This is a genomic window from Pseudomonas yamanorum, from assembly GCF_013386765.1.
Taxonomy (GTDB): Bacteria; Pseudomonadota; Gammaproteobacteria; order Pseudomonadales; family Pseudomonadaceae; genus Aquipseudomonas; species Aquipseudomonas yamanorum_A.
On record NZ_JACARE010000049.1, the window covers coordinates 17,902 to 40,410 of the forward strand.

The following is a 22,509-nucleotide window of genomic DNA, read 5'->3' on the forward strand; positions in this document are numbered from 1 at the left end:
GTCTTCATATATTGCTGGTCAGGCTCATCAGCGGCAGCATGATCGCCAGCATGATCACCGCCACCAGGACCGCCATGACCACAGTCAGGGACGGCACCAGCGCGGCCAGCAGGCGGTCGATACCGCGTTTGGCTTCGACGTCGAACACGTCGGCGACCTTGAGCAGCATGCTGTCCAGTTCACCGGCCTGTTCGCCGACTTCAATCATTTGCAGGGCCAGGTCCGGCAGCAGCGGCTGGCTGCCAAACGCACTGGCCAGGGTGCCGCCACCTTTCACCGACTCGGCGGCCTGGGCCACTTGTGCCTGCAAGGCGCGGTTGGTGCAGACCTGGCGGGCGATCACCAGCGCTTGCAGCAGCGCCACGCCGTTGCTCAGCAAGGTGCCGAGGGTGCGCGCCAGGCGTGCGGCTTCGACCCGTTGCAACAGCGGGCCGATAACGCGGATGCCCAGCACGCGGCGGTCGTAATTTTCGCGGTGCTTTGGGTTGCGCAGGCGTGCCGCCAGGCCCCAGACCGTCACGATCAACCCGGCGAGCACCGCCAGGCCATAGGCGCCGAGGAACTGGCCAAGGCCCAGAATCACTTCGGTGATCAGCGGGATCGGCACGCCCAGGTCCTTGAAGATCGGCACGAATTGCGGCACCACGTAGGCCAGCAGCAAGGCCAGGGAACCGAGCACGCCCACCACCAGGAAGGCGGGATAGATCAGGGCGTTGATCACCTCGCCCCTTAACAACTGGCTGCGCTCCAGGTAGTCGCTGAGCTGGCGCAGGGTGTTTTCCAGCGCACCGCCGGCCTCGCCGGCGCGCACCATGCTCAGGTACAGCGGCGAGAACTGGCTGCCCTCCTCCTCCAGCGCCGCCGACAACGGCTTGCCGGCCTTGACGTGCTCGCGGATGCGCTCGATCAGCGCGCGGGTTTGCGGCTGGCCGGGTTGCTTGAGCAGGATGCCCAGGGAGCGTTCCAACGGCTGGCCCGCCCCCAGCAGCGTGGCCAGTTGCTGGGTAAAGCTGACCAGCGCCGCGCCGTTCAACTGGCCACGCCCGAAGGCATTGCGCAGGCCTTGGGCACCGGCGGCATCGATGTGCAACAGCAGCAAGCCGCGCTTGTGCAGCGCGGCAACAGCAGCGGTCTGGTCTTTGGCTTCGATCGTGCCGTTTTGCGCGACGCCCTGGCTGTCGAGGGCGCGGTATTTAAACAGGCTCACGCGCCCTCTCCACGGGTGACGCGCAGCACTTCTTCAAGGGACGTGACACCGGCCACCGCCTGGCGCAGGCCCTCTTCATGCAGGGTGCGCAGGCCACCGCGGCGGGCCGCCTGTTCAAGGGTTGCGGCATCCGCCTGGCGCATCAACAAACTGCGCAGTTCGTCATTCATCACCAGCAATTCGGTGATTGCGCTGCGGCCGTGGTAACCGCCGCCCGGGGCATCGGCGCGGGGCCGGTACAGCAGGATCGGGCGCTGGTCGGTGAAGCGGTCGAGGCCGTGTTCCTCGATCAATTCCGGCGGCGCTTCGAAGGCCTCGCGGGTGGCCGGGTCGAGGCGGCGCACCAGGCGCTGGGCGAGAATGCCATTGACGGTCGAGGCGATCAGGTAGCTCTCCACGCCCATGTCCAACAGGCGGGTGATACTCGCCGCGGCGCTGTTGGTGTGCAGGGTCGAGAGCACCAGGTGGCCGGTCAGGGAGGACTGGATGGCGATGCGGCAGGTTTCGAGGTCGCGGATCTCGCCGATCATGATCACGTCCGGGTCCTGGCGCACGATGGAGCGCAGCGCCCCGGCGAAGTCCAGCCCGATGGCCGGCTTGACCTGGATCTGGTTGATACCTTCCAGCTGGTATTCCACCGGGTCTTCGACGGTGATGATCTTGCGCTCGGCAGTGTTGAGCCGCGACAGCGCGGTATACAGCGTGGTGGTTTTGCCCGAGCCGGTGGGCCCGGTGACCAGCAGGATGCCGTGGGGCCGCTCGAGCACTTCAAGAAAGGTTGCCAGGCGCTGGCCGTCGAAGCCCAGGCTCTGGAAATCGAACTGCACGGTCTGGCGGTCCAGCAGGCGCATCACCACCGACTCACCGAAACTGGTGGGCACCGTGGACACCCGCAGATCCAGCTCCTTGCCCTGGATGCGCAACATGATCCGGCCGTCCTGCGGCAGGCGGCGCTCGGCGATGTCGAGGCGCGCCATGATCTTGACCCGGGAAATCACCGCTGCCGAGGAACTCGAGGGCGGCGCTTCGGCCTCGTGCAGCACACCGTCGATGCGGTAGCGCACCTTGAGCTGGTTTTCGAAGGGTTCGATATGGATGTCCGAGGCGCGATGTTCCACGGCCCGTTGCAGGATCAGGTTGACCAGGCGAATCACCGGCGCTTCGGAGGCCATGTCCTTGAGGTGTTCGATGTCTTCCAGGGCGCCGCCCTGCTCGTCGAGGTTTTCGATCAGGGTGCCCATGGCCGAACGGCCCTGGCCGTAGTAGCGCTCGATCAGGGTCTCGACTTCATTGCGCGGCCCGACCGCCAGCCACACCGGCACGCCGCAGGCATAAGCCAGGGCCTGGAACGGGTACAGCAGCGCCGGGTTGGCCGCCAGCACCCGCACGCCGCCATGGCTCCAGCCCACCGGCACCACCTGGTAATGGCGCATGAAGCGTTCGGTCAGCACCGGCAACGGGTCGAGCAAGGGTGGCGCGGCATCGGCCAGCAGCAACGGTGCGCCGAGCAAGTCGGCCCAGGCCCGCGCCAACTCCACTTCGGAGACCAGCCCCAGGCGCGTCAGCAGGCCGAGCAGTCCGGTGTCGTCGGACTCCTGGGATAACCGTCGGGCGCGTTCCAGGTCGACGGTTTTCAAACCGGCCTGTTGCATCAGCCATGCGCACACCTGTTCGGTATCCGGAATCTGCATTCGGCAAGCATCGATGGGCGTGGACGGCATGGGCTGGGGTATCTGCAAAATCTGAGGGGCTATTTAAAAAACCTGTTCCCGTGAGGCGCCCGGGAACAGGTGCATCCAACCTTAGTTGGAGGTTTTTGGTGCAGTCGCCTGGCTGTTGCCCAGCGGGCGGCCGCCCTTGGTGGTTTCGGCTTTCTGCTTCTTCGCCGCCTTGGCGTCGTGGGCCTGGGTGATCACCGTGGAATCGGCGGCCCCGGACTTCGCGTCGGCGTCCGTCGACTCGACGGCCATTGCCGCACCACTTAGTGCAACGCCCAGTACAACACCGGCACTCAACAGGGAAATCTTCATCAACTTTCTCCAGATCAAAAACAATCAATCGCCCAGGTGCAGCCCTGACAAGATCAAGACCCTACACCAAAGCATTTTGTATTACAGCCCATTTGAGTTATGGCCATTTAGAACTACTGGTAGACGCCACTAGTTAGCCATGACCGTGCATGTTTTCTTAAACCAATCGACTGGTAGGTTTAACACAAGTTCATAAACGTAATAAAATATTTCTAATTTCACGCAAAAATTAGCTTTCGTTTGACATTTTACGGCAAGAATTGACTTAATTATGGCGATTTAACGGTTCAAAGTGCCATCTAGTGATATCACTTGGTCACTACTCACAATAATAATTAGTTCAATTGTTACACTTTTAAAACTGCGAAATCCGCCCAGTAATCGCAATTAGCCATCGGCCAAAAGTTGCGACAAAGGCGAACTATTGCCCGTAAAAAAGTGACGAGCGTGCACAACAAAACGCACTTCTCGACGCCCAGTTTTCAATAATCAGTTGTCGGAGAGCTCAATGAGCAAACGCAAGATGATCGGTGCGCAGTCGGCTTTCGCCCTGCTGGCACTTGCCGTGTCCCAGGTGCATGCGGCCACCAGCCCCGCCCTGGATGAAGCCCGGGTAAGCCGCGCCGAAAAGGCCGCGGACCAGACCCTGGCCAAGATGACCATGGAAGAAAAACTCGCCTATATCGGCGGCACCGGCGGCTGGGACGTCAAGCCGTTGACCCGGTATGGCGTGCCGCAGATTCATGGGGCCGACGGTGGCGTGGGCGTGCGCTACACCAGCGAAGGCAACGACCAGGGCGTGGTCTACCCCTCCGGCCCGAACCTGGCGGCCAGCTGGAACCCGCGCCGCGCCATCGACCTGGGCCGTGCCCTGGGCTACGACACCGCCAGCGGCGGGTATCAATTCGTCACCGGGCCTGGGGTGAACCTGTACCGCATGCCCTACAGCGGCCGGGCGTTTGAGTACCTGTCCGGTGAAGACCCGTTCCTCGGCGCCAGCCTGGGGCCGGCGGTGATCAATGGCATCCAGTCCCGCGGGGTGTGGGCCAACGCCAAGCATTTCGCTGCCAACGACCAGGAAAGCAACCGCTTCCACCTCGACGAGACCATCAGCGAACGGGTACTGCGGGAGATGACCCTGCCACCCTTCGAGTCCGCCTCGAAGAACAGCAAGGTGGCGATGATGATGTGTTCGTTCCAGAAGGTGAACGGTGAGTTCGCCTGCGAGAACAAACACCTGATGCACGACATCCTGAAGACCGAATGGGGCTATCCGGGCTTCGTGCAGAGTGACTACAACGCCGTGGTCAACGGGTTGCCGGCGGCGCAGGCCGGCACCGACCTGGACATGATGGGCTACCAGATGAACAGCACGGTGCTCAAGCCGTTCCTGGACAGCGGCGAGCTCGCCAGCGCGACCATCGATGACAAGGTGCGGCGCATCCTCAAGCAGATCTACCTGTACAAGTTCGACAGCAAGGCGCCGTTGACCAGCCATAACATGAACAGCGCCACCAGCAACCGCGTGGCGCTGAATGCGGCCCGCGAAGGCATCGTGCTGCTGAAAAACCAGAACAGCCTGCTGCCCCTGGACGCAAAGACGGTCAAGCGCATCGCCGTGGTCGGCAACCTGGCCAAATACGCCCCGCCCACCGGATTCGGCAGCGCCAACGTGATGGCCGCCAACTACATCAGTGAGCTGAGCGGCCTGCAGCAACTGGCGCCGAACGCCAAGGTCGAGTTCATCGACGGGCTGTCCCTGGACCAGACGGCGTCCAAATGGACCCACACCGACAACGACGGCAACAGCGTCAAGGGCTTGAAGACCGAATTCTTCAGCAATGCCAACTGGTCCGGCGACCCGGCTGCCACCCGTACCGATACCCACGTCGACCTCGACTGGTCCACCGACAGCCTGCCGGTGAATGGCGACACGGCCGCCACGTCGATCCGCTACAGCGGCCAGGTCACCCCGACCGTCAGCGGCGAACAGGTGTTCAAGGTGCGCGCCGACGGTGCCGTGCGCCTGTACGTCAACGGCCAGAAAGTCCTCGACAACGGCGACGGCAACCCTCTGCCCAACAACAGCATCCCGCCGACGATTCCGGTGTTCGCCAAGGTCAATCTTGAAGCCGGCAAACCCGTGGACATCAAGCTTGAGTACTCGCGCCGCAAAGGCTACATCTCGACCATGGGCGGCCTGGTGGGCGTGCAGATGAGCTGGGCCTCGCTGGTGGCGCCCAAGGACCTGGCCCAGTACGACGCGGTACTGGTGGCCGCAGGCAACAGCAATGAGTACGAAGGTGAAGGCTTCGACCACAGCTTCGACTTGCCGGAATACCAGAACCTGCTGATCCAGAGCATCGCCAGGGTCAACCCGCATACCGTGGTCACCCTGCACGGCGGCACCGGGCTGAAGATGAGCGACTGGATCGACCAGGTGCCGGCGGCGCTGCATGCGTTCTACCCGGGCCAGAACGGCGGCCAGGCCCTCGCCGAGATCCTGCTGGGCAAGGTCAACCCGTCGGCCAAGCTGCCCATCAGCATCGAACGCAACATTGAAGACAACCCGATCTACGCGACTTTCCCGAAATTCGACAATCAGGAAACCCTCACGCAGATGAGCTACAAGGACGACCTGTTCCTGGGCTATCGCGGCTACGAGAAGAAAGGCATCAAGCCGCTCTACCCGTTCGGCTATGGCTTGTCGTACACCACCTTCGGCTACAGCAACATCAGCGTGACCCCTGGGGTCGCGGTGGCGGGCGCGCCGATCAAGGTGTCGTTCGACCTGAGCAACACCGGCAAGGTGGCGGGCGCTGAAGTCGCCGAGCTGTATGTGGGCCAGAACCACCCGAAAGTCGAACGGGCGCTGAAGGAACTCAAGGGCTACAAGAAGGTGTTCCTCAAGCCCGGCGAGAGCAAGCGCGTGACCATCGAACTCAACGACCGCTCACTGGCGTACTTCGATGTGGCGAGCAAGCAATGGGTGGTGGACGCCGACAGCTTCAACCTGTCGGTCGGCGCCTCGTCCCAGGACATTCGCCTGAACGCCAGGCTGGTCAACCCGTTCCGCCAGGAACTGTCGACCACCACCAGCAACCCGCTGCCGCGCTCGGCGCTCAACTCCACGCTGCGTGAGTCGCCAACGGTCAAGACCGGTGGTGTGCTGCATCAGAACCAGGGTGACGCCGGCACCAGCGACGGTGACGGCTACGACACCTCGGATGACAGCAGCCAGGGCAGTTCGACTGGCAACTGATAAAACCCTGTAGGAGCGAGCTTGCTCGCGAAAAACGCAAAGACACCGCGTTAATCCAGGATGCCCGCGTTATCGTTGACGTCCTTCGCGAGCAAGCTCGCTCCTCCATTCACGCTCGTATGGCCGCATCGACCCGCGCGATGTAGGTATCGAAACGCGCCACCAGGTCCACCTGATCGGGAAAGCGCAGCCACTGGATCTGCAAGCCGTCCATCATGGCCAGGATCTCCTCCACCAGCCCGGCAATGTCCACGTCAGCACGCACCTCGCCCATGGCCACAAGGTCGGCAAACTGCCCGTGCAGGCGCCGATGAATGCCCGCATAACGCTCCTGGAACCAACCCCAGGCCGGGTGGGTGTCCAGCAGGCTTTCCGCATTCAGAATCGTAAAAGCCCGCACCACCCCCGGCGCAGTCGCGTTGGAGCGGTTGATCGCCCGCAGGCTGCCCAGCAAGCCGGACAATGACTTCTCGGCCCGGACCTCATCGGCAATCCGCTGATTGACCTCGTCCCGGCGTTGCAGCACGCCCATCAACAACGAAATCTTGCTGGGAAAGTGATGCAGCAGGCCGGCCACCGAGATACCGACGATCGCCGCCACCTGCGCCATCGAGGCACCGCTGTAACCTTCCAGGGAAAACACCTGCAATGCGGCGTCCAGCAGTTCTTCCCGGCGTTTTTCACCTTTGGGCGCACGGCGGGATTTGGGCGCGGTAGCGGGTTGCGGCTCGGTCATTGGCAGGTCCTTTGGGCAGGCCTGCACCGTATCCAAAATGCCCCGCAGCCGCAAATAAACCTCAGGCGCTCTCGCGCTCGATCAAGCGGCATGCCAGCAGGTTCAAACGCTGCACCTCCTCCTCGACCGGCAACACGCCCAGGCTTTCCAGGACCCGCGTGGCCGCCAGCACGCCAATTTCCAGGGCGGGCGGCTTGATGGTGCTCAGACTCGGCAGGAGCATTTCGGCAAACGGGTAATCACCAAAGCCAAGCACGGCACACTCCTCGGGGATTTTCAGCCCGGCCCGCTGCCCGGCCAGCAAGCCGCCGGCGGCCAGGTTGTCATTGGCGAAGATGATTGCGTCGGGCGGCACGGCGGCGCTCATCAATGCTTGCATGGCTTGCTTGCCCGCCTCGAAGGGCGCGCGGTCGGCGTCCGGGGCAAACACCCAGGGCTGCACACCCAACTCAAGCAGGGTGGCGCTGTAGCCATCCCGGCGTTCCAGGGCGCTGAAGTCCCCCGGCGCGCTGTTCTGCACAAAGGCGATGCGCCGATACCCCTTGCCATGCAGGTAGCGCGCGGCCGTCACGCCCACCTCGTAATGGGAGAAGCCGATCTGCAACGGCTCGCGCTCGGGTTGGTAATCCCAGGTTTCAACCACCGGGATATCGGCCTCGGCGATCATCTTCTCGGTGCCCGCACTGTGGAAACGGCTGGTGAGCACCAGCGCCGCCGGCGACCAACCGAGAAACGCGCGCACCGCATTTTCTTCCTGCTCGGCGCTGAAGTAGCTGGATGCCAGCAGCAGTTGATAGCCATGGCGGCTGAGGGTGTCGCTGAAGCCCTGGATGGTATTGGCGAAGATCGGCCCGGAGATGTTCGGAATCACCATGGCGACGATTCTGCCCCGGGCCGACGCCAATCCACCCGCCACCAGGTTGGGCACGTAGCCCAACTCGGCGACCACCGCCGCGATGCGCTCACGGCGTTCAGGCGAAACCTGCTCCGGCTGGTTGAAATAGCGCGACACGGTAATCGCTGACACACCGGCCTGGCGCGCCACGGTGTTCAAGGTGACACGGCCGGCACCACGGCGTTTCCGGGGTTTGTCTTCGCTCAAGGGACGATCCTGTTAAAAACCTAAAAGAATATAAAACTAATTTTTTAGTATTTGACGCTCTATGCCACACCTACCAATAATGCCGATGTTAGCGCTACCAAAGCGTTTTGTCTGCTACTCGCTCGAGCGAATGCCCAAGACAGTTTCAACGGCGCTGTCGTCGCAGAACGGCAGCGGTTCAGGGCATATTTCGAGCGGGCAGAGCATGCACACACATTCGGGGCAACCTCAAAAACTATCGCAATCCATACGCGCCGCCACCGGGCGCCGCGCCCACCTGGGCTGGCTCCTCGCGGGTCTCGCCGCCCTGCCCGTTCCCGCTGTATTCGCGGCCGACGAGCAGGAACCCACCCTCAAGCCGGTCACGGTCACGGCCACCCGCCGCGAAGAGTCGCTGCAAAAAGTCCCGGTGGCGGTCTCGGTGCTCGATGGCGAACAGCTGGAGCGTGACAATCGCAATGGCGTGGCCAGTATCGTGCAGCAAGTGCCGTCGCTGAACTTCCGCACCGGTGCGTCGAACAAGGACACCTCGCTGTTCGTACGGGGTGTGGGCACCATTTCCACCTCGCCCGGGGTTGAACCCACCGTGGCGACGGTGATTGACGGCGTGGTGTACGCACGCCCCGGCCAGGCCACCCTCGACCTGCTGGACCTGGAACGTGTCGAAGTGCTGCGCGGGCCCCAGGGCACGCTGTTCGGCAAGAACGCTTCGGCCGGCGTGCTCAATATCACCAGCAAGGCGCCGACGGCCGAGACCCACGGCTATATCGACCAGTCCTACTACAGCGGCAATGAAAGCCGCACCCGCTTCGGCCTTGGCGGCAGCCTGATTCCCGGCACGCTCAAGGGCTCCATCAGCGGGCTGTTCGGCAGCTACGACGGTAACGTCGACAACAAGCACAACGGCCAGGAAGTGAACGGCTACAACCACCAGGGCGTGCGCGGCAAGCTGGAGTTCACCCCCAACGACGACGTGAAACTGACCCTGATTGCCGACTACATGCAGTCCCACGACGACGCGCCGAATGGCGTGGTGAGCAAATCCCTGACCCCGGCGTTCGCCAATGCATTGAACCCGGTGCGCGGCTCCAGCGACAACCGCGACATCAACACCGACACCCGCAGCCATGTGGAGGACACCAACAAAGGCCTGTCTGCCCAACTGGACTGGAACCTGGGCGACTACACCCTGACCTCGATCACCGCCTGGCGCGGCTGGGACAACACCCAATACCAGGACGGCGACCGCCTGGGCACCGTGACCGCCGCCTTCCCCGGCACCGCCGACAAGGGCCAACTGGCGTTCGACCAATACTCCCAGGAGCTGCGCCTGGCCTCGCCCAAAGGCGAATTCCTCGAATACGTCGGCGGCCTGTTCTACATGCACGGCAAGGACCAGGAAACCTACCAGCGCACCCTGACCACCACCACGCGCACCGACCGTGGCATCGCCGATTACGGCACTACCAGCGACAGCTACGCGGTGTTCGGCGAGACCACGCTGAATTTCACCTCGAATTTTCGCGGCATCGCCGGCCTGCGCTATACCCACGACGACCTGGAATACGATCACCGCCGCGTGTCCACCTCGGCCGCCACCGTCAGCGGCATTCAACCGGCCACCAGCAGTTCCGGCTCAGTGGATGAAGACGGCTGGTCCGGCCGGCTGGGAGTGCAGTACGACCTGAGCGACACCGTCACCAGCTACCTGACCTACTCGCGCGGCTACAAGGGCCCGGCCTACAACGTGTTCTTCAACATGCAGCCGCGGGACACCGACGCGCTGAAGCCGGAAACTTCCAACACCTGGGAAGTCGGGATCAAGGCCACCAGCTGGAACAACCGCCTGACCACCAACCTGGCGATCTTCCACAGCGACTACGATAACTACCAGGCGAACTTCTTCGACACCGTCGCCGGGCAAGTGGTGACGCGCCTGATCAACGCCGGCAGCGTCAGCACCGAAGGGGTCGAACTCGACTACACCTTGCAGGCCACCCAACAACTCAAGCTCTCCGGCGCGCTGGCCTACACCCGGGCACGTATCGATGAGTTCGCCTGCCCGCCGGGCGCGGCGGCGTCGTGCAACGTCAACGGCAAGCCGCTGCCCTTCAGCCCCGACTGGAAAAGCTACGTGCGCGCCGACTACAGCATCCCGCTGGATAACGGCCTGGATATCGAACTGGGTACCGACTACAGCTGGCAGAGCGAAGTGCAGTACGACATCAGCCAGAACGTCGACACCAAGCAAGGTGCCTACGGCATCTGGAACGCCAGCGTCGCCCTCGCCGACTACAACAACGGCTGGCGCGTGGCGCTGCTGGCGAAGAACCTCGCGGACAAGTCCTATTCACCGCTACTGACCAGCGGCGGCAACTACATCTACCGCGCCGTACCCCGTGACGATGAACGTTACTTCGGCGTGCAACTGCGCAAGGATTTCTGAGCATGCCCCGTCAACTGAAACTCGGCGCGTTCCTGATGGCCACCGGGCACCACGTGGCCGCCTGGCGCCATCCCGATGTGCCGGCCAATGCGGGGCTGGACTTCTCCCACTACAAACGCCTGGCGCAGATCGCCGAGGCGGCGAAATTCGATGCCCTGTTCGTGGCCGACAGCATTGCCGCCGCCACCGGCGAGATCGCCAGCCGCATGGCGCGCTCGGACCATTTCGAGCCACTGACGTTGCTGTCGGCGTTGAGCGTGGTGACCGAACACATCGGCCTGATCGCCACGGCCACCACCAGCTACAACGAGCCTTACCATGTGGCGCGCAAATTCGCCTCCCTGGATCACTTGTCCGGCGGGCGCGCCGGCTGGAACCTGGTGACCTCGGACAACGCCGCCGAAGCCCGGAATTTCGGGCGAGACGAACACCTCGGCCACGGCGAACGCTACAGCCGTGCCCGGGAGTTTCATCAGGTGGTGACGGGGTTGTGGGACAGCTGGGAAGACGATGCCTTTGTGCGCGACAAGGCCAGTGGCGCCTATTACGACCCGGCGAAGCTGCATGTGCTCGACCATGTCGGCGAACACTTTCGGGTCAAGGGCCCGTTGAACGTAGCGCGCTCGCCTCAGGGCCAACCGGTGATTGTCCAGGCCGGCTCGTCCGAGGCAGGCCGTGAGTTGGCGGCACAAACCGCCGAAGTGGTGTTCACCGCCCAGACTTCATTGGCCAGTGCCCAGGCGTTCTATGCCGACCTCAAGGGTCGCCTGGCCCAATACGGGCGGGAGCCGGACGCGCTGAAGATCATGCCGGGGGTGTTTGTGGTGGTCGGGCAAACGCAAGCGCAGGCGCAGGAAAAGTTCGAGGCCTTCCAGCAGTTGGTCGAACCCGAAGTGGGCGTCGCCTTGCTGGGGCGCATGCTGGGCAATTTCGACTTGTCTGGCTACCCGCTGGACGGCCCGCTGCCGGAGCTGCCATTGACCGACAGCGGCCAGCGCAGCCGCCAGCAACTGCTGACCGAACTGGCGGGCCGCGAACACCTGAGCCTGGCGCAGCTGGGCCGCCGAATTGCCGGTGGACGCGGGCATTACAGCCTGATCGGCACGCCCGTTCAGATCGCTGATGAGCTGCAGCACTGGTTCGAAAACGGCGCCGCCGATGGCTTCAATGTGCTGGTGCCGCACCTGCCGGGCGGGCTGGAGGATTTCGCCCAATGGGTGGTACCGGAACTGCAACGGCGCGGCCTGTTCCGTACCGAATACGCCGGCACCACGCTGCGTGAAAACCTTGGACTGGCGCGGCCAGGCAATCGCTTTACGGAGAAACAGCCATGAAGATTTCCGCGCTGCTGTTGGCGCTGCTCGCCCTGGCGCAAACCGCGCTGGCCGCCGACCCGGCGAGCCTGAGGATAGGCTACCAGAAAGGCTCGATCGCCCTGGTGCTGGCCAAGGAACATGGCCTGCTGGAAAAACGCTTCGACCAGACCAAGGTGCAATGGATCGAATTCCCCGCCGGCCCGCAGATGCTCGAAGCCTTGAATGTGGGCGCGCTGGACGTCGCGTCCACCGGTGATATCCCGCCGCTGTTCGCCCAGGCGGCAGGTGCCGACCTGGTGTACATCGGTGCCGAACCGCCCAAGCCGACGGCGGAAACCATCCTGGTGCAGGCCGACAGCCCGCTGCATACCATTGCCGACCTCAAGGGCAAGAAAGTCGCCTTCCAGAAAGGCTCCAGCTCCCACAACCTGATCCTGCGGGCACTGAACAAGGCCGGCCTGAGCTACAAGGACATCCAGCCGGTTTACCTGCCGCCGGCCGACGCCCGCGCGGCCTTCGAACAGGGCAGTGTCGATGCCTGGGCCATCTGGGAGCCCTACTCGTCACTGGCCCTGAGCCAAAGCCCCAGCCGCGTGCTTGCCAACGGTGAAGGCTTGAACCTGTCCGGGCCGATCTATACCGCGCGCCGTGCCTACGCCGAGGCCAATGGTCCGTTCATCCACGCGCTGCTCGATGAACTCAGCGCCGCCGAAGCCCTGACCCGCAGCCAGCGCGAAGACAGCCTGCAGGTGCTGACCCGTTTCATGGGTTTGCCGGCCGGGGTGATTGCGCGGTATGTCGACAACCGGCCGCCATCGCCGATCCTGCCGATTGACGAGCACATCATTGAGGCGCAGCAACAGACGGCGGACCTGTTTTTCCAGAACCGCCTGCTGCCCAAGCCGGTGCAAGTCAGCAAAGCGGTGTGGCAGGCCGCCGACGCATCGAATCAGAAGTCGACCGTGGCCGACAGCAAGTAAGTGCGCGGCGTCGACAAGGTCAGCCCCGGCTCGCTGTCATCCGAGGCACCGGCCGAACTCCAGTAGCGCCGGTTGGCCACGTTCTCGACATTGGCCCGCAGGGTGATGTGCTTGTCGTCGACCTTGAAGGCGTAGCGTGCACCCACGTCGAGGCGGGTCCAGGCGTCGATTTCCTTGACGTTGGACTGGTCCAGGTATTGCGAGCTGGAATAGATCCCGCGGCTGGTGAGGGTCAGGCCTTCAACGGTCGGCACATCCCACTCGGCGCCGAGGTTGACGTTGTACTTGGGCGTGGCCGGCGCGCGGTTGCCGTCGTAGGTGCCGTTGGTGGTGTTGGTCAATTCGCTGTCGATGTACATCACCCCGCCCAGCAGGCGGAAGCCCTTGAGCGGCTCGCCGAACACGCTGAGTTCCACGCCGTCGTTCTGGCGCTTGCCATTGGGGCCGAACACCAGGGTGGTGGCATTGGTCTCGTAGGCCGGCTGCTTGATCCGGAACACCGCCGCCGTCACTGCGAACGCCCCGGCGTCGTACTTGGCGCCGACTTCGACCTGGCGACTGATGAACGGCGGGAAGATTTCGTCATCGTTGACCGAGGTCGACGGTGCAACCTTGCCCTGGCTCAGGCCTTCCATGTAGTTGGCGTACAGCGACAGCTTGTCGGTGGCCTTGAACAGGATGCCGCCCGAGGGTGAAATCTTTTCTTCGTCGTAGGCGGTTTTGCCTTTGACGTCATCGGTCCAGTCATCCACCTTGACCCGCTGCCAGCGCGCGCCGAGGGTCAGCAGCAGCCGGTCGTCGAAGAAGCCCAGGGTGTCGGACAACGCCACGCCGCTGAAGCGGTTCTCGGTGTAGACCTTCGAGTCGAGTCGCGTCGGCCTGCCGGGTGCAGGGGTTTGCACCGGGTTGTAGAGATTGCTCGTCCCGGACGCATACCGCGCGCCGCCGTTTTCGAAGTCCATGTAGAAGTAGCTGGCCGCCAGGTTGACCTCATGGCTCACCGGGCCGGTATGGAACCAGTTGCGCACGCCTGCCGTGGCGGTGCGCACGTTTTCGTCGCGGGTGAAGTCCCGGGGCTGCACGCTGAAATCACCGGCGTTGTTGGTCACCGATACCGCATGGCGCAGGAAATCGTGATTGCTTTTGCGCGCGCCGACGCCGCCGTAGAGCATCACGTTGTCGCTGAGGTCGAACTCACCGTTGACCGTGCCGAAGGTGTCGTTGGTGCTGGCCTTGCTCCAGGGCTGCGCGTAGTTGTGGCGCACGTCGTTGGCGCTCGGCACATTGGCCTTGGGGCCGACCTGCACGCGCTCTTGCGGGGCGTCGGTGTCGCGCTCGGTGCGGCCGATGTCGGTGGAGAGCCGCAGGCGGTCGCCGCGAAAATCCAGGCCGAGCACGGCCATTTCGCGGTCGACGCTCTGGTGATCCCAGGTGGTGTCGCCGGACTGTTTCACGCCGTTGAAACGCAGGCCGAACTTGTTGTCTTCACCAAAGCGCCGGCCGATATCCACGGCGCCACCCGCCTGGCTGTCGGAGGCCCAGCTGCCGGTGAACGAGGTGATGGGTTTGTCGGTGGCGCGCTTGGGCACCACGTTGATCCCGCCGCCCACGCTGCCCCGGGGCGAGATGCCGTTGATCAACTGGCTGGGGCCTTTGATGATGTCGACGCGCTCGGCCATTTCCATGTCGATGGTGTAGGTCGGCAGGACGCCGTAGAGGCCGTTGTAGGCGACATCACTGTTGAACAGGCTGAAGCCGCGAATGGTGAATTGCTCATAGCGCCCGCCGGCCGGGTTGGTGGCGCGCACCGAGGGGTCGCTGGCGATCAGGTCGCCGAGGGTGCGCGCCTGCTGGTTCTTGACCGCCTCGCTGGTGTAGGTGGTCATGCTGAACGGGGTTTCCATGAAGTCCCGCGAGCCCAGCAGCCCCTGGGAACCACGGCGCGCCACCTGGCCACCGGCGTAGGACTCGCTGCCGGCATCACTGGTGGTGCCGAGAATCGAAGTGGGTGCGAGTTGCAGGCTGCCACCTTCGGGAATTGGGGTCAGCATGTAGGCCTGCTCGCCCATGGGCTGCAGTTGCAGGCCGGAGCCTTGGAGCAGGCGCGCGAAACCTTCTTCGACACCGTATTCGCCCGACAACCCGCTGCTGTTGCGGCCGCTGACCAGCGCCGGGTCCACCGACAGGTTGACCCCGGCCAGCCCGGCGAAACGGGTCAACGCGGCACTCAGGCTGCCGGCCGGCACCTGGTAACTGCGCCGGGACGCGCCGTCTTCGGCATAACTGACGGGAACAAACAACGGGCTGGCGCTCAGGCTCAGCATGAGGCTGAAATTCAGCAACGGACGTAGGGCGGGCATTGGCAAAAGCTCTCGATTTTGTTCACTTACCTGGAATGACCAGCCAGGTGAAAAAAGGGGACAGGCTTCAGCCAATATTTTTTGAAATCAGGGTTTGATGCCTTTCAGCTTTTGCAGCAGCTCCATCAATTGCTCCAGGGATTCCTCGCCGAACTGCTCCTGAATCTTCAGGTAGTTGCTTTCCATCCCGGCGCTCATGTCGACAAAACACTGCTGCCCCTGTTCGGTCAGGGCGACGAACACCCGGCGCTGGTCTTCGGCGGATTTGCGCCGGCGCACGATGCCGTCACGCTCCAGCCGCCCCAATACGCCGGTCATGCTTGGCTTGAGGATGCACGCGAGGTGCGCCAGTTGGTGGCTTTCCAGTTCGCCTTGCTGGCGCAGGATGCGGATCACCCGCCACTGCTGTTCGGTCAGGTCATGTTCATTGAGCAAAGGCCGGAAGAACGCCATGGTCGCTTCGCGGGCCTGGAGCAAGGTGAGCGTAAGGGACGGTCTGGGGGTGGGCATGGTTCACGCGCAGTAGAGGTCGAAGCGTCGAAGCTTAGAGTCGGGGCCCCGGGTGCGCAACCCAAGGCACGCGGCAAATCGTTAATTTCGAAATGAATTAGCAAAAACCTCTGAATCCGGCTATTCAGCTTAAAGATAACATGTTAACAATATGCCCGCCCCTGCCCCGGTGGCGGGCTCTACCAACAAAAACAACAAAAGGAACGCCCCTCATGCATTCGTGCCTCTTTCGCACGGCGGCAAGCGCTGGCCTGTGCGCCGCGTTTACCCCTCTGGTCGCCCACGCCGACTTTATCCAGGACAGTAAAGCCAGCCTGGACCTACGCAACTTCTACATGAACCGCGACTTTCGCCAGGCCAACGCGCCGCAGAACAAGGCGGACGAATGGGCGCAAGGTTTTGTGCTGCGCCTGGAGTCGGGCTACACCGAAGGCGTGGTGGGTTTTGGCGTGGACGCCTTGGGTGAAATGGGCCTGAAGCTCGACTCCAGCCGCGACCGCCGGGGCACCGGGCTGTTGCCATCCGGCGCCAGCGGCGAGCCGGCCGACAGCTACAGCGAACTCGGCCTGACCGCCAAATTGCGCCTGTCCAAAACCGTGCTCAAGCTCGGCACCCTGCAACCGATATTGCCGGTGGCCGCCTACAACGACACCCGCTTGCTGCCGTCGACCTACAACGGCGAGCTGGTGACTTCCCAGGACATCGACGGCCTGACATTGAACGTCGGCCGCCTGGAAAAACAGAACCTGCGGGACTCCTCCAACAACGAGTCCATGAGCTACGGCGGCGTCAACAGCAGCCACCTGGACCTGGCCGGCGGCACCTACGCGATCAATCCGCACCTGGCCGCGACCTATTACTACGCCCAGATGCAGGACATCTACCGCCAGAACTTTATCGGCCTGGTGCATGACCTGCCGCTGGCCGAAGGCGTGAACCTGCGCACCGACCTGCGCTACTTCGACACCCGCGAGCAAGGCAGCGCCCTGCTGCGCAGCCCTACCCGGGTGGACGGCGGGCGGATCGACAACCGCTTTTTCAACGGCATGTTCAGCCTGTCGGTGGGCGCGCACAAATTCGGCCTGGGCTTCCAGAACCTTTCCGGTGACGGCGACTTTGCCTTCCCGGGGCAAGACCCGTACTCGGTCAACCTGGTGACCATCAATATCTTCACCAAGGCCAACACCGATGCGTGGCAGGCGCGCTACGACTACAACTTCGCCGCCCTCGGCCTGCCGGGCCTGACCTTCATGACCCGCTACGTCGACGGCAGCCACGCGCAAACCGCCACGGTGCGCAACGGCCGGGAATGGGAGCGCGACACCGACCTGGTCTACACCGTGCAAAGCGGCCCGTTGAAGAACGTCAACGTGCGGCTGCGTAACGCGACGCTACGCTCGAGCAACGGCCTGACCAGCGACATCGACGAAAGCCGGGTGATCATCGGCTACACCGTGGCCCTGTGGTAACGCCAGGCGCCTCAACGCAACCCCGATTGACGCTGGCGGTACTCCCCCGGCGTCATCTGCGCATAGCGCTGGAAGAACCGGCTGAAATACGCCGGGTCCTTGAACCCCAGCTGGTAGCAGATTTCATTCGCCGAACTGCCGGTAAACAGCAGCAGGCGCCGGGCTTCCTGCATCAGCCGTTCGAGGATCAGGCGTTTGGACGGCAGGTCGGCGATGCGTCGGCATACCTCGTTGAGCCGCGCTTCGGTGACGCCCACACCGTCGGCGTAGCGCGACAGCGGCCAGTGTTGCAGGTAGTGGTCTTCGATCAGTTCGTTGAAGCGGTGGAAGATCCGCAGGTCTTCGTGACGCGCCGGGCGGGCTTCCAGGGAATTGGCGCAGAGCCTGAGCAGGCTGATCATGATCAGGCGCGTCAGGCTGTCCAGGGCCGAGCCGCGTCCGCTGGCCTGGGCGTTGATCTCACTGCACAGCTCGTCGAACAGGAATTCCAGACGGCGCACCTCGGGATGAAACTCCGGCGCCAGTCGCGCCAGCGCCACACAGGCCGCCGGCAATTGCGCGCCGGGCGCCAGGCTCGGATCGGCGTCGATCAAGGCCCACACCAGTTGCTGGCGCACCGTCAGCACATGGCCGTCGGCGTCGGCTTCGGTGACGAAGGAATGCGCCACCGTCGGCGGTGTGAGGAAAAACATCGGCCCGGATTCGAGGTACTGCTGGTCATCCAGATAGACCCGCACTGCGCCCGTCTTGACGTAATGCACCTGGAAAAACCGGTCGTGGCGGTGCACCGGCATGTTGCGACCAAAAAACCCCGCCAGGTTGCCGAGCCTGTCGTAGTGCACCTCGGCATCGCTGTAACGCTGGTCGTAGACCTGCCCGATGTTGATGTTGGGGATCGGCTGACGATCGCTCATCACTGGATTCTCTTTGTTGTTTTGACTGCCCTGAAATATTGCCACGCTTGACGATAGTTAACATCTTAATTATAACGTTAACAGGTTAACGAATATTCCACGGAGCAGGTCCGAATCTGCCCCGCCACTGCCAGGAGAAAAGCATGAGCCGTGCCCTGCATGATGTTGCGAACGGCACCCTGTTCGGCGTTGCGCTGAACTACCAGGGGTTGCTGAACCAACGTCTCGCCGAATTCGAACAAGCGCCTTACCAGAAGCCACCGGTGAAGCCGGTGCTGTTCATCAAGACGCCCAACACCCGCAACGGCCACGACGCCGTGGTGCTGCACCCCCAGGGTGAACGCCTGCAACCGGGCCCGGCCCTCGGCGTGGTGATTGGCAAGACCGCCAGCCGGGTCAGCGTCGAAAACGCTCTGGAGCATGTGGCGGGCTACACCATCGTCAACGAGTTCAGCCTGCCGGAAGACAGCTACTACCGCCCGGCGGTGAAAGCCAAGTGCCGGGACGGCTTCTGCGCATTGGGCCCGGAACTGGTGGCCCGTGACCAGGTCGCCAACCCGCACCAACTGAGCGTGAAGCTGTTCGTCAACGGTGAACTGCGCCAGCAAAACTCCACCGCCAATTTCGTGCGCAGCCTGCCGCAGTTGATCGCCGAGATCAGCGAGTTCATGACCCTGCACGAAGGCGATGTGCTGATCACCGGCACGCCCGAAGGCCGGGTGGATGTGCAACCCGGCGACACGGTGGAAGTCGAGATCAGCGGCCTGGGCCGCCTGGTCAACCACATCAAGGCAGAGGAGCTGTCATGAAACACGCCCGTATTCGCTTTGAAGGTGAAGCCCACCAGGTTCTGGTCGAAGCTGAAAATGCCGTGCGCCTGGCCGACGGCCGCCTGCTGGCCGAAGACCAGGTGGAGTGGCTGCCACCGGCCAGCGGCAGCATGTTCGCCCTCGGCCTGAACTACGCCGACCACGCCGCCGAACTGGCCTTCAAGCCGCCCACCGAACCACTGGCGTTCATCAAGTCACCCGGCACCTACACCGGCCACAACCAGGTGACCTGGCGCCCGGACAACGTCGCCTACATGCACTACGAGTGCGAGCTGGTGGCGGTCATCGGCAAGCCGGCGCGCAACGTCAAGCGCGAGAACGCCCTGGAGTATCTGGCCGGCTACACGGTGTGCAACGACTACGCGATCCGCGACTACCTGGAAAACTACTACCGCCCCAACCTGCGGGTGAAAAACCGCGACGCCACCACGCCCGTAGGCCCGTGGATCGTGGATGTCGCCGACGTGCCCGACCCGAGCAACCTGAAGCTGCGCACCTGGATCAACGGTGAACTGCGCCAGGAAGGCAGCACGAAAGACATGATTTTCGATATCCCGTACCTGATCGAATACCTGTCCAGTTTCATGACCCTGCAACCCGGCGACATGATCGCCACCGGCACGCCCGAAGGCCTGGCCGATGTGGTGCCAGGGGATGAAGTGATCGTGGAAGTGGAAGGCGTTGGTCGCCTGGTAAATCGAATTGTCAGCGAGGCGGACTTTTTCGCCGCCCGCAAAGAGGCTTGAGCAACATGATCAAACACTGGATCAACGGCCGTGAGGTCGAAAGCAAAGACACCTTCATCAACTACAACCCGGCCACCGGCGAAGCCATCGGTGAAGTCGCCAGCGGCGGCGCCGAGGAAGTGGCGCAGGCGGTAGCGGCGGCCAAGGAAGCCTTTCCGAAATGGGCCGGAACACCGGCCAAGGAACGTGCCCGCCTGATGCGCAAGCTCGGCGAGCTGATCGAACAGAACGTGCCGCACCTGGCCGAACTGGAAACCCTCGACACCGGCCTGCCGATCCACCAGACCAAAAACGTGTTGATTCCCCGGGCGTCCCACAACTTCGATTTCTTCGCCGAAGTCTGCACCCGCATGGACGGCCACAGCTACCCGGTGGACGACCAGATGCTCAACTACACCCTGTACCAGCCGGTGGGTGTGTGCGCGTTGGTGTCGCCGTGGAACGTGCCGTTCATGACCGCCACCTGGAAGACCGCGCCGTGCCTGGCGCTGGGCAATACCGCCGTGTTGAAAATGTCCGAGCTGTCGCCGCTGACCGCCAATGAACTGGGACGCCTGGCGGTCGAGGCCGGCATTCCCAAGGGCGTTCTGAACGTGATCCAGGGCTACGGCGCCACGGCCGGTGACGCACTGGTGCGCCACCCGGACGTGCGGGCGATTTCCTTCACCGGCGGCACCGCCACCGGCAAGAAAATCATGCAGACCGCCGGCCTGAAAAAGTATTCGATGGAACTGGGCGGCAAGTCGCCGGTGCTGATTTTTGAAGATGCCGACCTGGACCGCGCCCTCGACGCGGCGTTGTTCACCATCTTCTCGCTGAACGGTGAACGCTGCACCGCCGGCAGCCGGATCTTCATCCAGGAGAGCGTCTACCCGCAGTTCGTCGCCGAGTTCGCGGCCCGCGCCAAGCGCCTGATCGTCGGCGACCCGCAAGACCCGAAAACCCAGGTCGGCTCGATGATCACCCAGGCCCACTATGACAAGGTCACCGGCTACATCAAGATTGGCCTGGAAGAAGGCGCCACCCTGCTGGCGGGCGGCCTGGAACGCCCGGCCAACCTGCCGGCGCACCTGAGCCGCGGGCAGTTTATCCAGCCGACGGTGTTTGCCGATGTGAACAACAAGATGCGCATCGCCCAGGAAGAAATCTTTGGCCCGGTGGTGTGCCTGATCCCGTTCAAGGACGAAGCCGAGGCGCTGCAACTGGCCAACGATACCGAGTACGGCCTGGCGTCGTACATCTGGACCCAGGACATCGGTAAGGCGCATCGTCTGGCCTACGGCATCGAAGCCGGCATGGTGTTCATCAACAGCCAGAACGTGCGGGACTTGCGCCAGCCGTTTGGTGGGGTAAAAGGTTCCGGCACCGGCCGTGAAGGCGGCCAGTACAGCTTCGAAGTGTTCGCCGAGATCAAGAACGTGTGCATTTCCATGGGCAGTCACCACATCCCGCGCTGGGGTGTGTGAGTGAACCCCGTAGGAGCTGTCGAGCTTAAGCGAGGCTGCGATGCAGGCGCTGCGGTCTGCCAGAGTCAACGCGGTGATCCCATCGCAGCCTCGCCGGGGCTCGACAGCTCCCACCGTTGATCTTTGACAACACGCTTCCAAGACAAAAACAATTATTCAGGAGAATCATCATGGGCGAAGTCGTCCTGGCAGCAAAGATCTGCCACGTTCCCTCGATGTACCTGTCGGAACTGCCCGGCAAGCACCACGGTTGCCGCGAGGCCGCCATCGCCGGGCACAAGGAAATCGGGCGGCGCGCCCGTGAACTGGGGGCCGACACCGCCGTGGTGTTCGACGTGCACTGGCTGGTCAACAGCGGGTATCACGTCAACTGCGGTGAGCATTTCAAGGGCACCTACACCAGCAACGAACTGCCGCACTTCATCAAGAACATGGAATACGAGTACCCGGGCTGCCCGGAGCTGGGCGAGTTGATCGCCGCCGAGGCCAACCTGGCCGGCGTGCGCACCATGGCCCACAACATCCCGAGCCTGGAGCTTGAATACGGCACCCTGGTACCGATGCGCTACATGCACATGGGCGTACCGGATGAGCAGAAGTTCGACGTGATCTCGATTGCCGCGTGGTGCGCCTGGCACCGCCTGGAAGACAGCTTCGCGTTTGGCGCCGCCGTGCGCCGGGCCATCGAGAAGAGCGACCGCAAGGTGCTGGTGCTGGCCTCGGGTTCCCTCTCCCACCGCTTCTCGGACGACCGCGAAGCCGAAGCCAATATCCACAACTGGACCCGTGAATTCGACAAGCAGATGGACCTGCACGTGGTGGAAATGTGGAAGCAAGGCCGCTTCAAGGAGTTCTGCGCGATGCTCCCGGACTACGCCGAGCACTGCTTCGGCGAGGGCAAGATGCACGACACCGCGATGCTCCTGGGGCTGCTGGGCGGGCCGGACTACAACCAGCCGGCCGAGATCATCACCCCGCCGTTCGGCAGCTCGGGCACCGGGCAGATCAATGCCATTTTCCCATTATGAGCCTTGGTAAAGATCTCCTGTAGGAGCTGGCTTGCCTGCGATGCGACGCCTCGGTGTATCTGTCTCACCAAGTTGATGCCATCGCAGGCAAGCCAGCTCCCACAGGA

The 22,509-nt window shown here is 63.2% G+C and carries 17 protein-coding genes; 9 read left to right on the plus strand and 8 right to left on the minus strand.

Annotated elements, in window-relative coordinates; genetic code table 11:
* Window positions 1-4 precede the first annotated feature (4 nt).
* From gspF to HX875_RS28720, 3 genes are all read right to left on the minus strand, one after another.
* Window positions 5-1,207, minus strand: coding sequence for a type II secretion system inner membrane protein GspF (gene gspF / locus HX875_RS28710; protein ID WP_177047939.1), 1,203 nt, complete (start codon window positions 1,205-1,207; stop codon window positions 5-7).
* The gene (gene gspE, locus HX875_RS28715; RefSeq protein WP_177047941.1) at window positions 1,204-2,928 is read right to left on the minus strand and encodes a type II secretion system ATPase GspE; all 1,725 of its coding nucleotides are present in this window, start codon (window positions 2,926-2,928) and stop codon (window positions 1,204-1,206) included. The genes gspF and gspE overlap by 4 nt, the downstream gene beginning before the upstream one ends.
* Before the next feature lie 81 nt (window positions 2,929-3,009).
* A complete protein-coding gene (locus tag HX875_RS28720) occupies window positions 3,010-3,237 on the minus strand; it encodes a hypothetical protein (protein WP_017478963.1) in 228 nt (75 codons plus the stop codon).
* A 508-nt stretch (window positions 3,238-3,745) separates the two neighbouring features.
* Here HX875_RS28720 and HX875_RS28725 point away from each other — a divergent pair.
* Window positions 3,746-6,499: a beta-glucosidase gene (locus HX875_RS28725; protein ID WP_177047943.1), complete on the plus strand. Its 2,754-nt coding sequence runs from the start codon at window positions 3,746-3,748 to the stop codon at window positions 6,497-6,499.
* A 109-nt stretch (window positions 6,500-6,608) separates the two neighbouring features.
* On the opposite strand, the gene HX875_RS28730 is transcribed toward HX875_RS28725, so the two are convergent.
* Complete coding sequence (locus HX875_RS28730; protein ID WP_177047944.1) at window positions 6,609-7,235, minus strand: TetR/AcrR family transcriptional regulator; 627 nt, start codon at window positions 7,233-7,235, stop codon at window positions 6,609-6,611.
* 61 nt (window positions 7,236-7,296) lie between these two features.
* Window positions 7,297-8,337 (minus strand): LacI family DNA-binding transcriptional regulator, encoded by a 1,041-nt coding sequence (locus HX875_RS28735; RefSeq protein WP_177047946.1) that lies wholly within the window; start codon window positions 8,335-8,337, stop codon window positions 7,297-7,299.
* Between the two features lie 205 nt (window positions 8,338-8,542).
* On the opposite strand from HX875_RS28735, the gene HX875_RS28740 reads away from it, so the two are divergent.
* The 3 genes from HX875_RS28740 to HX875_RS28750 are packed head-to-tail and all read left to right on the plus strand — an operon-like array spanning window position 8,543 to window position 13,079.
* The gene (locus HX875_RS28740) at window positions 8,543-10,783 is read left to right on the plus strand and encodes a TonB-dependent receptor (protein WP_177047995.1); all 2,241 of its coding nucleotides are present in this window, start codon (window positions 8,543-8,545) and stop codon (window positions 10,781-10,783) included.
* 2 nt (window positions 10,784-10,785) lie between these two features.
* Window positions 10,786-12,117 (plus strand): LLM class flavin-dependent oxidoreductase, encoded by a 1,332-nt coding sequence (locus HX875_RS28745; protein WP_177047948.1) that lies wholly within the window; start codon window positions 10,786-10,788, stop codon window positions 12,115-12,117.
* Complete coding sequence (locus HX875_RS28750; protein ID WP_177047950.1) at window positions 12,114-13,079, plus strand: sulfonate ABC transporter substrate-binding protein; 966 nt, start codon at window positions 12,114-12,116, stop codon at window positions 13,077-13,079. The genes HX875_RS28745 and HX875_RS28750 overlap by 4 nt, the downstream gene beginning before the upstream one ends.
* Here the strand turns inward: HX875_RS28750 and HX875_RS28755 are convergent.
* Both HX875_RS28755 and hpaR read right to left on the minus strand, forming a co-directional pair.
* The gene (locus HX875_RS28755) at window positions 13,049-15,439 is read right to left on the minus strand and encodes a TonB-dependent receptor (RefSeq protein ID WP_177047952.1); all 2,391 of its coding nucleotides are present in this window, start codon (window positions 15,437-15,439) and stop codon (window positions 13,049-13,051) included. The two genes, HX875_RS28750 and HX875_RS28755, sit on opposite strands and share 31 nt — an antisense overlap.
* Before the next feature lie 87 nt (window positions 15,440-15,526).
* Window positions 15,527-15,949 carry a homoprotocatechuate degradation operon regulator HpaR gene (gene hpaR, locus HX875_RS28760; RefSeq protein ID WP_008437189.1) on the minus strand — a complete coding sequence of 141 codons (423 nt, stop codon included), beginning with the start codon at window positions 15,947-15,949 and terminating at the stop codon, window positions 15,527-15,529.
* Window positions 15,950-16,161: 212 nt separating this feature from the next.
* Between hpaR and HX875_RS28765 the strand changes: the two genes are divergently transcribed.
* On the plus strand, window positions 16,162-17,418 hold the full coding sequence (locus HX875_RS28765; RefSeq protein ID WP_177047954.1) for an OprD family porin: 1,257 nt from the start codon (window positions 16,162-16,164) through the stop codon (window positions 17,416-17,418).
* Window positions 17,419-17,429: 11 nt separating this feature from the next.
* Here HX875_RS28765 and hpaA read toward each other — a convergent pair whose 3' ends face one another.
* Window positions 17,430-18,332, minus strand: a complete 903-nt coding sequence (hpaA, locus tag HX875_RS28770; RefSeq protein WP_177047956.1) for a 4-hydroxyphenylacetate catabolism regulatory protein HpaA — start codon at window positions 18,330-18,332, stop codon at window positions 17,430-17,432.
* Between the two features lie 143 nt (window positions 18,333-18,475).
* Between hpaA and HX875_RS28775 the strand changes: the two genes are divergently transcribed.
* The 4 genes from HX875_RS28775 (at window position 18,476) to hpaD (ending at window position 22,402) form a co-directional block, all read left to right on the plus strand.
* The gene (locus HX875_RS28775; RefSeq protein WP_177047965.1) at window positions 18,476-19,141 is read left to right on the plus strand and encodes a fumarylacetoacetate hydrolase family protein; all 666 of its coding nucleotides are present in this window, start codon (window positions 18,476-18,478) and stop codon (window positions 19,139-19,141) included.
* Window positions 19,138-19,908, plus strand: a complete 771-nt coding sequence (locus HX875_RS28780) for a fumarylacetoacetate hydrolase family protein (RefSeq protein WP_177047972.1) — start codon at window positions 19,138-19,140, stop codon at window positions 19,906-19,908. The genes HX875_RS28775 and HX875_RS28780 overlap by 4 nt, the downstream gene beginning before the upstream one ends.
* Window positions 19,909-19,913: 5 nt before the next feature.
* The gene (gene hpaE, locus HX875_RS28785) at window positions 19,914-21,374 is read left to right on the plus strand and encodes a 5-carboxymethyl-2-hydroxymuconate semialdehyde dehydrogenase (RefSeq protein WP_088424818.1); all 1,461 of its coding nucleotides are present in this window, start codon (window positions 19,914-19,916) and stop codon (window positions 21,372-21,374) included.
* A 170-nt stretch (window positions 21,375-21,544) separates the two neighbouring features.
* Window positions 21,545-22,402: a 3,4-dihydroxyphenylacetate 2,3-dioxygenase gene (hpaD, locus tag HX875_RS28790; RefSeq protein WP_122513623.1), complete on the plus strand. Its 858-nt coding sequence runs from the start codon at window positions 21,545-21,547 to the stop codon at window positions 22,400-22,402.
* The last annotated feature ends 107 nt before the right edge of the window (window positions 22,403-22,509 follow it).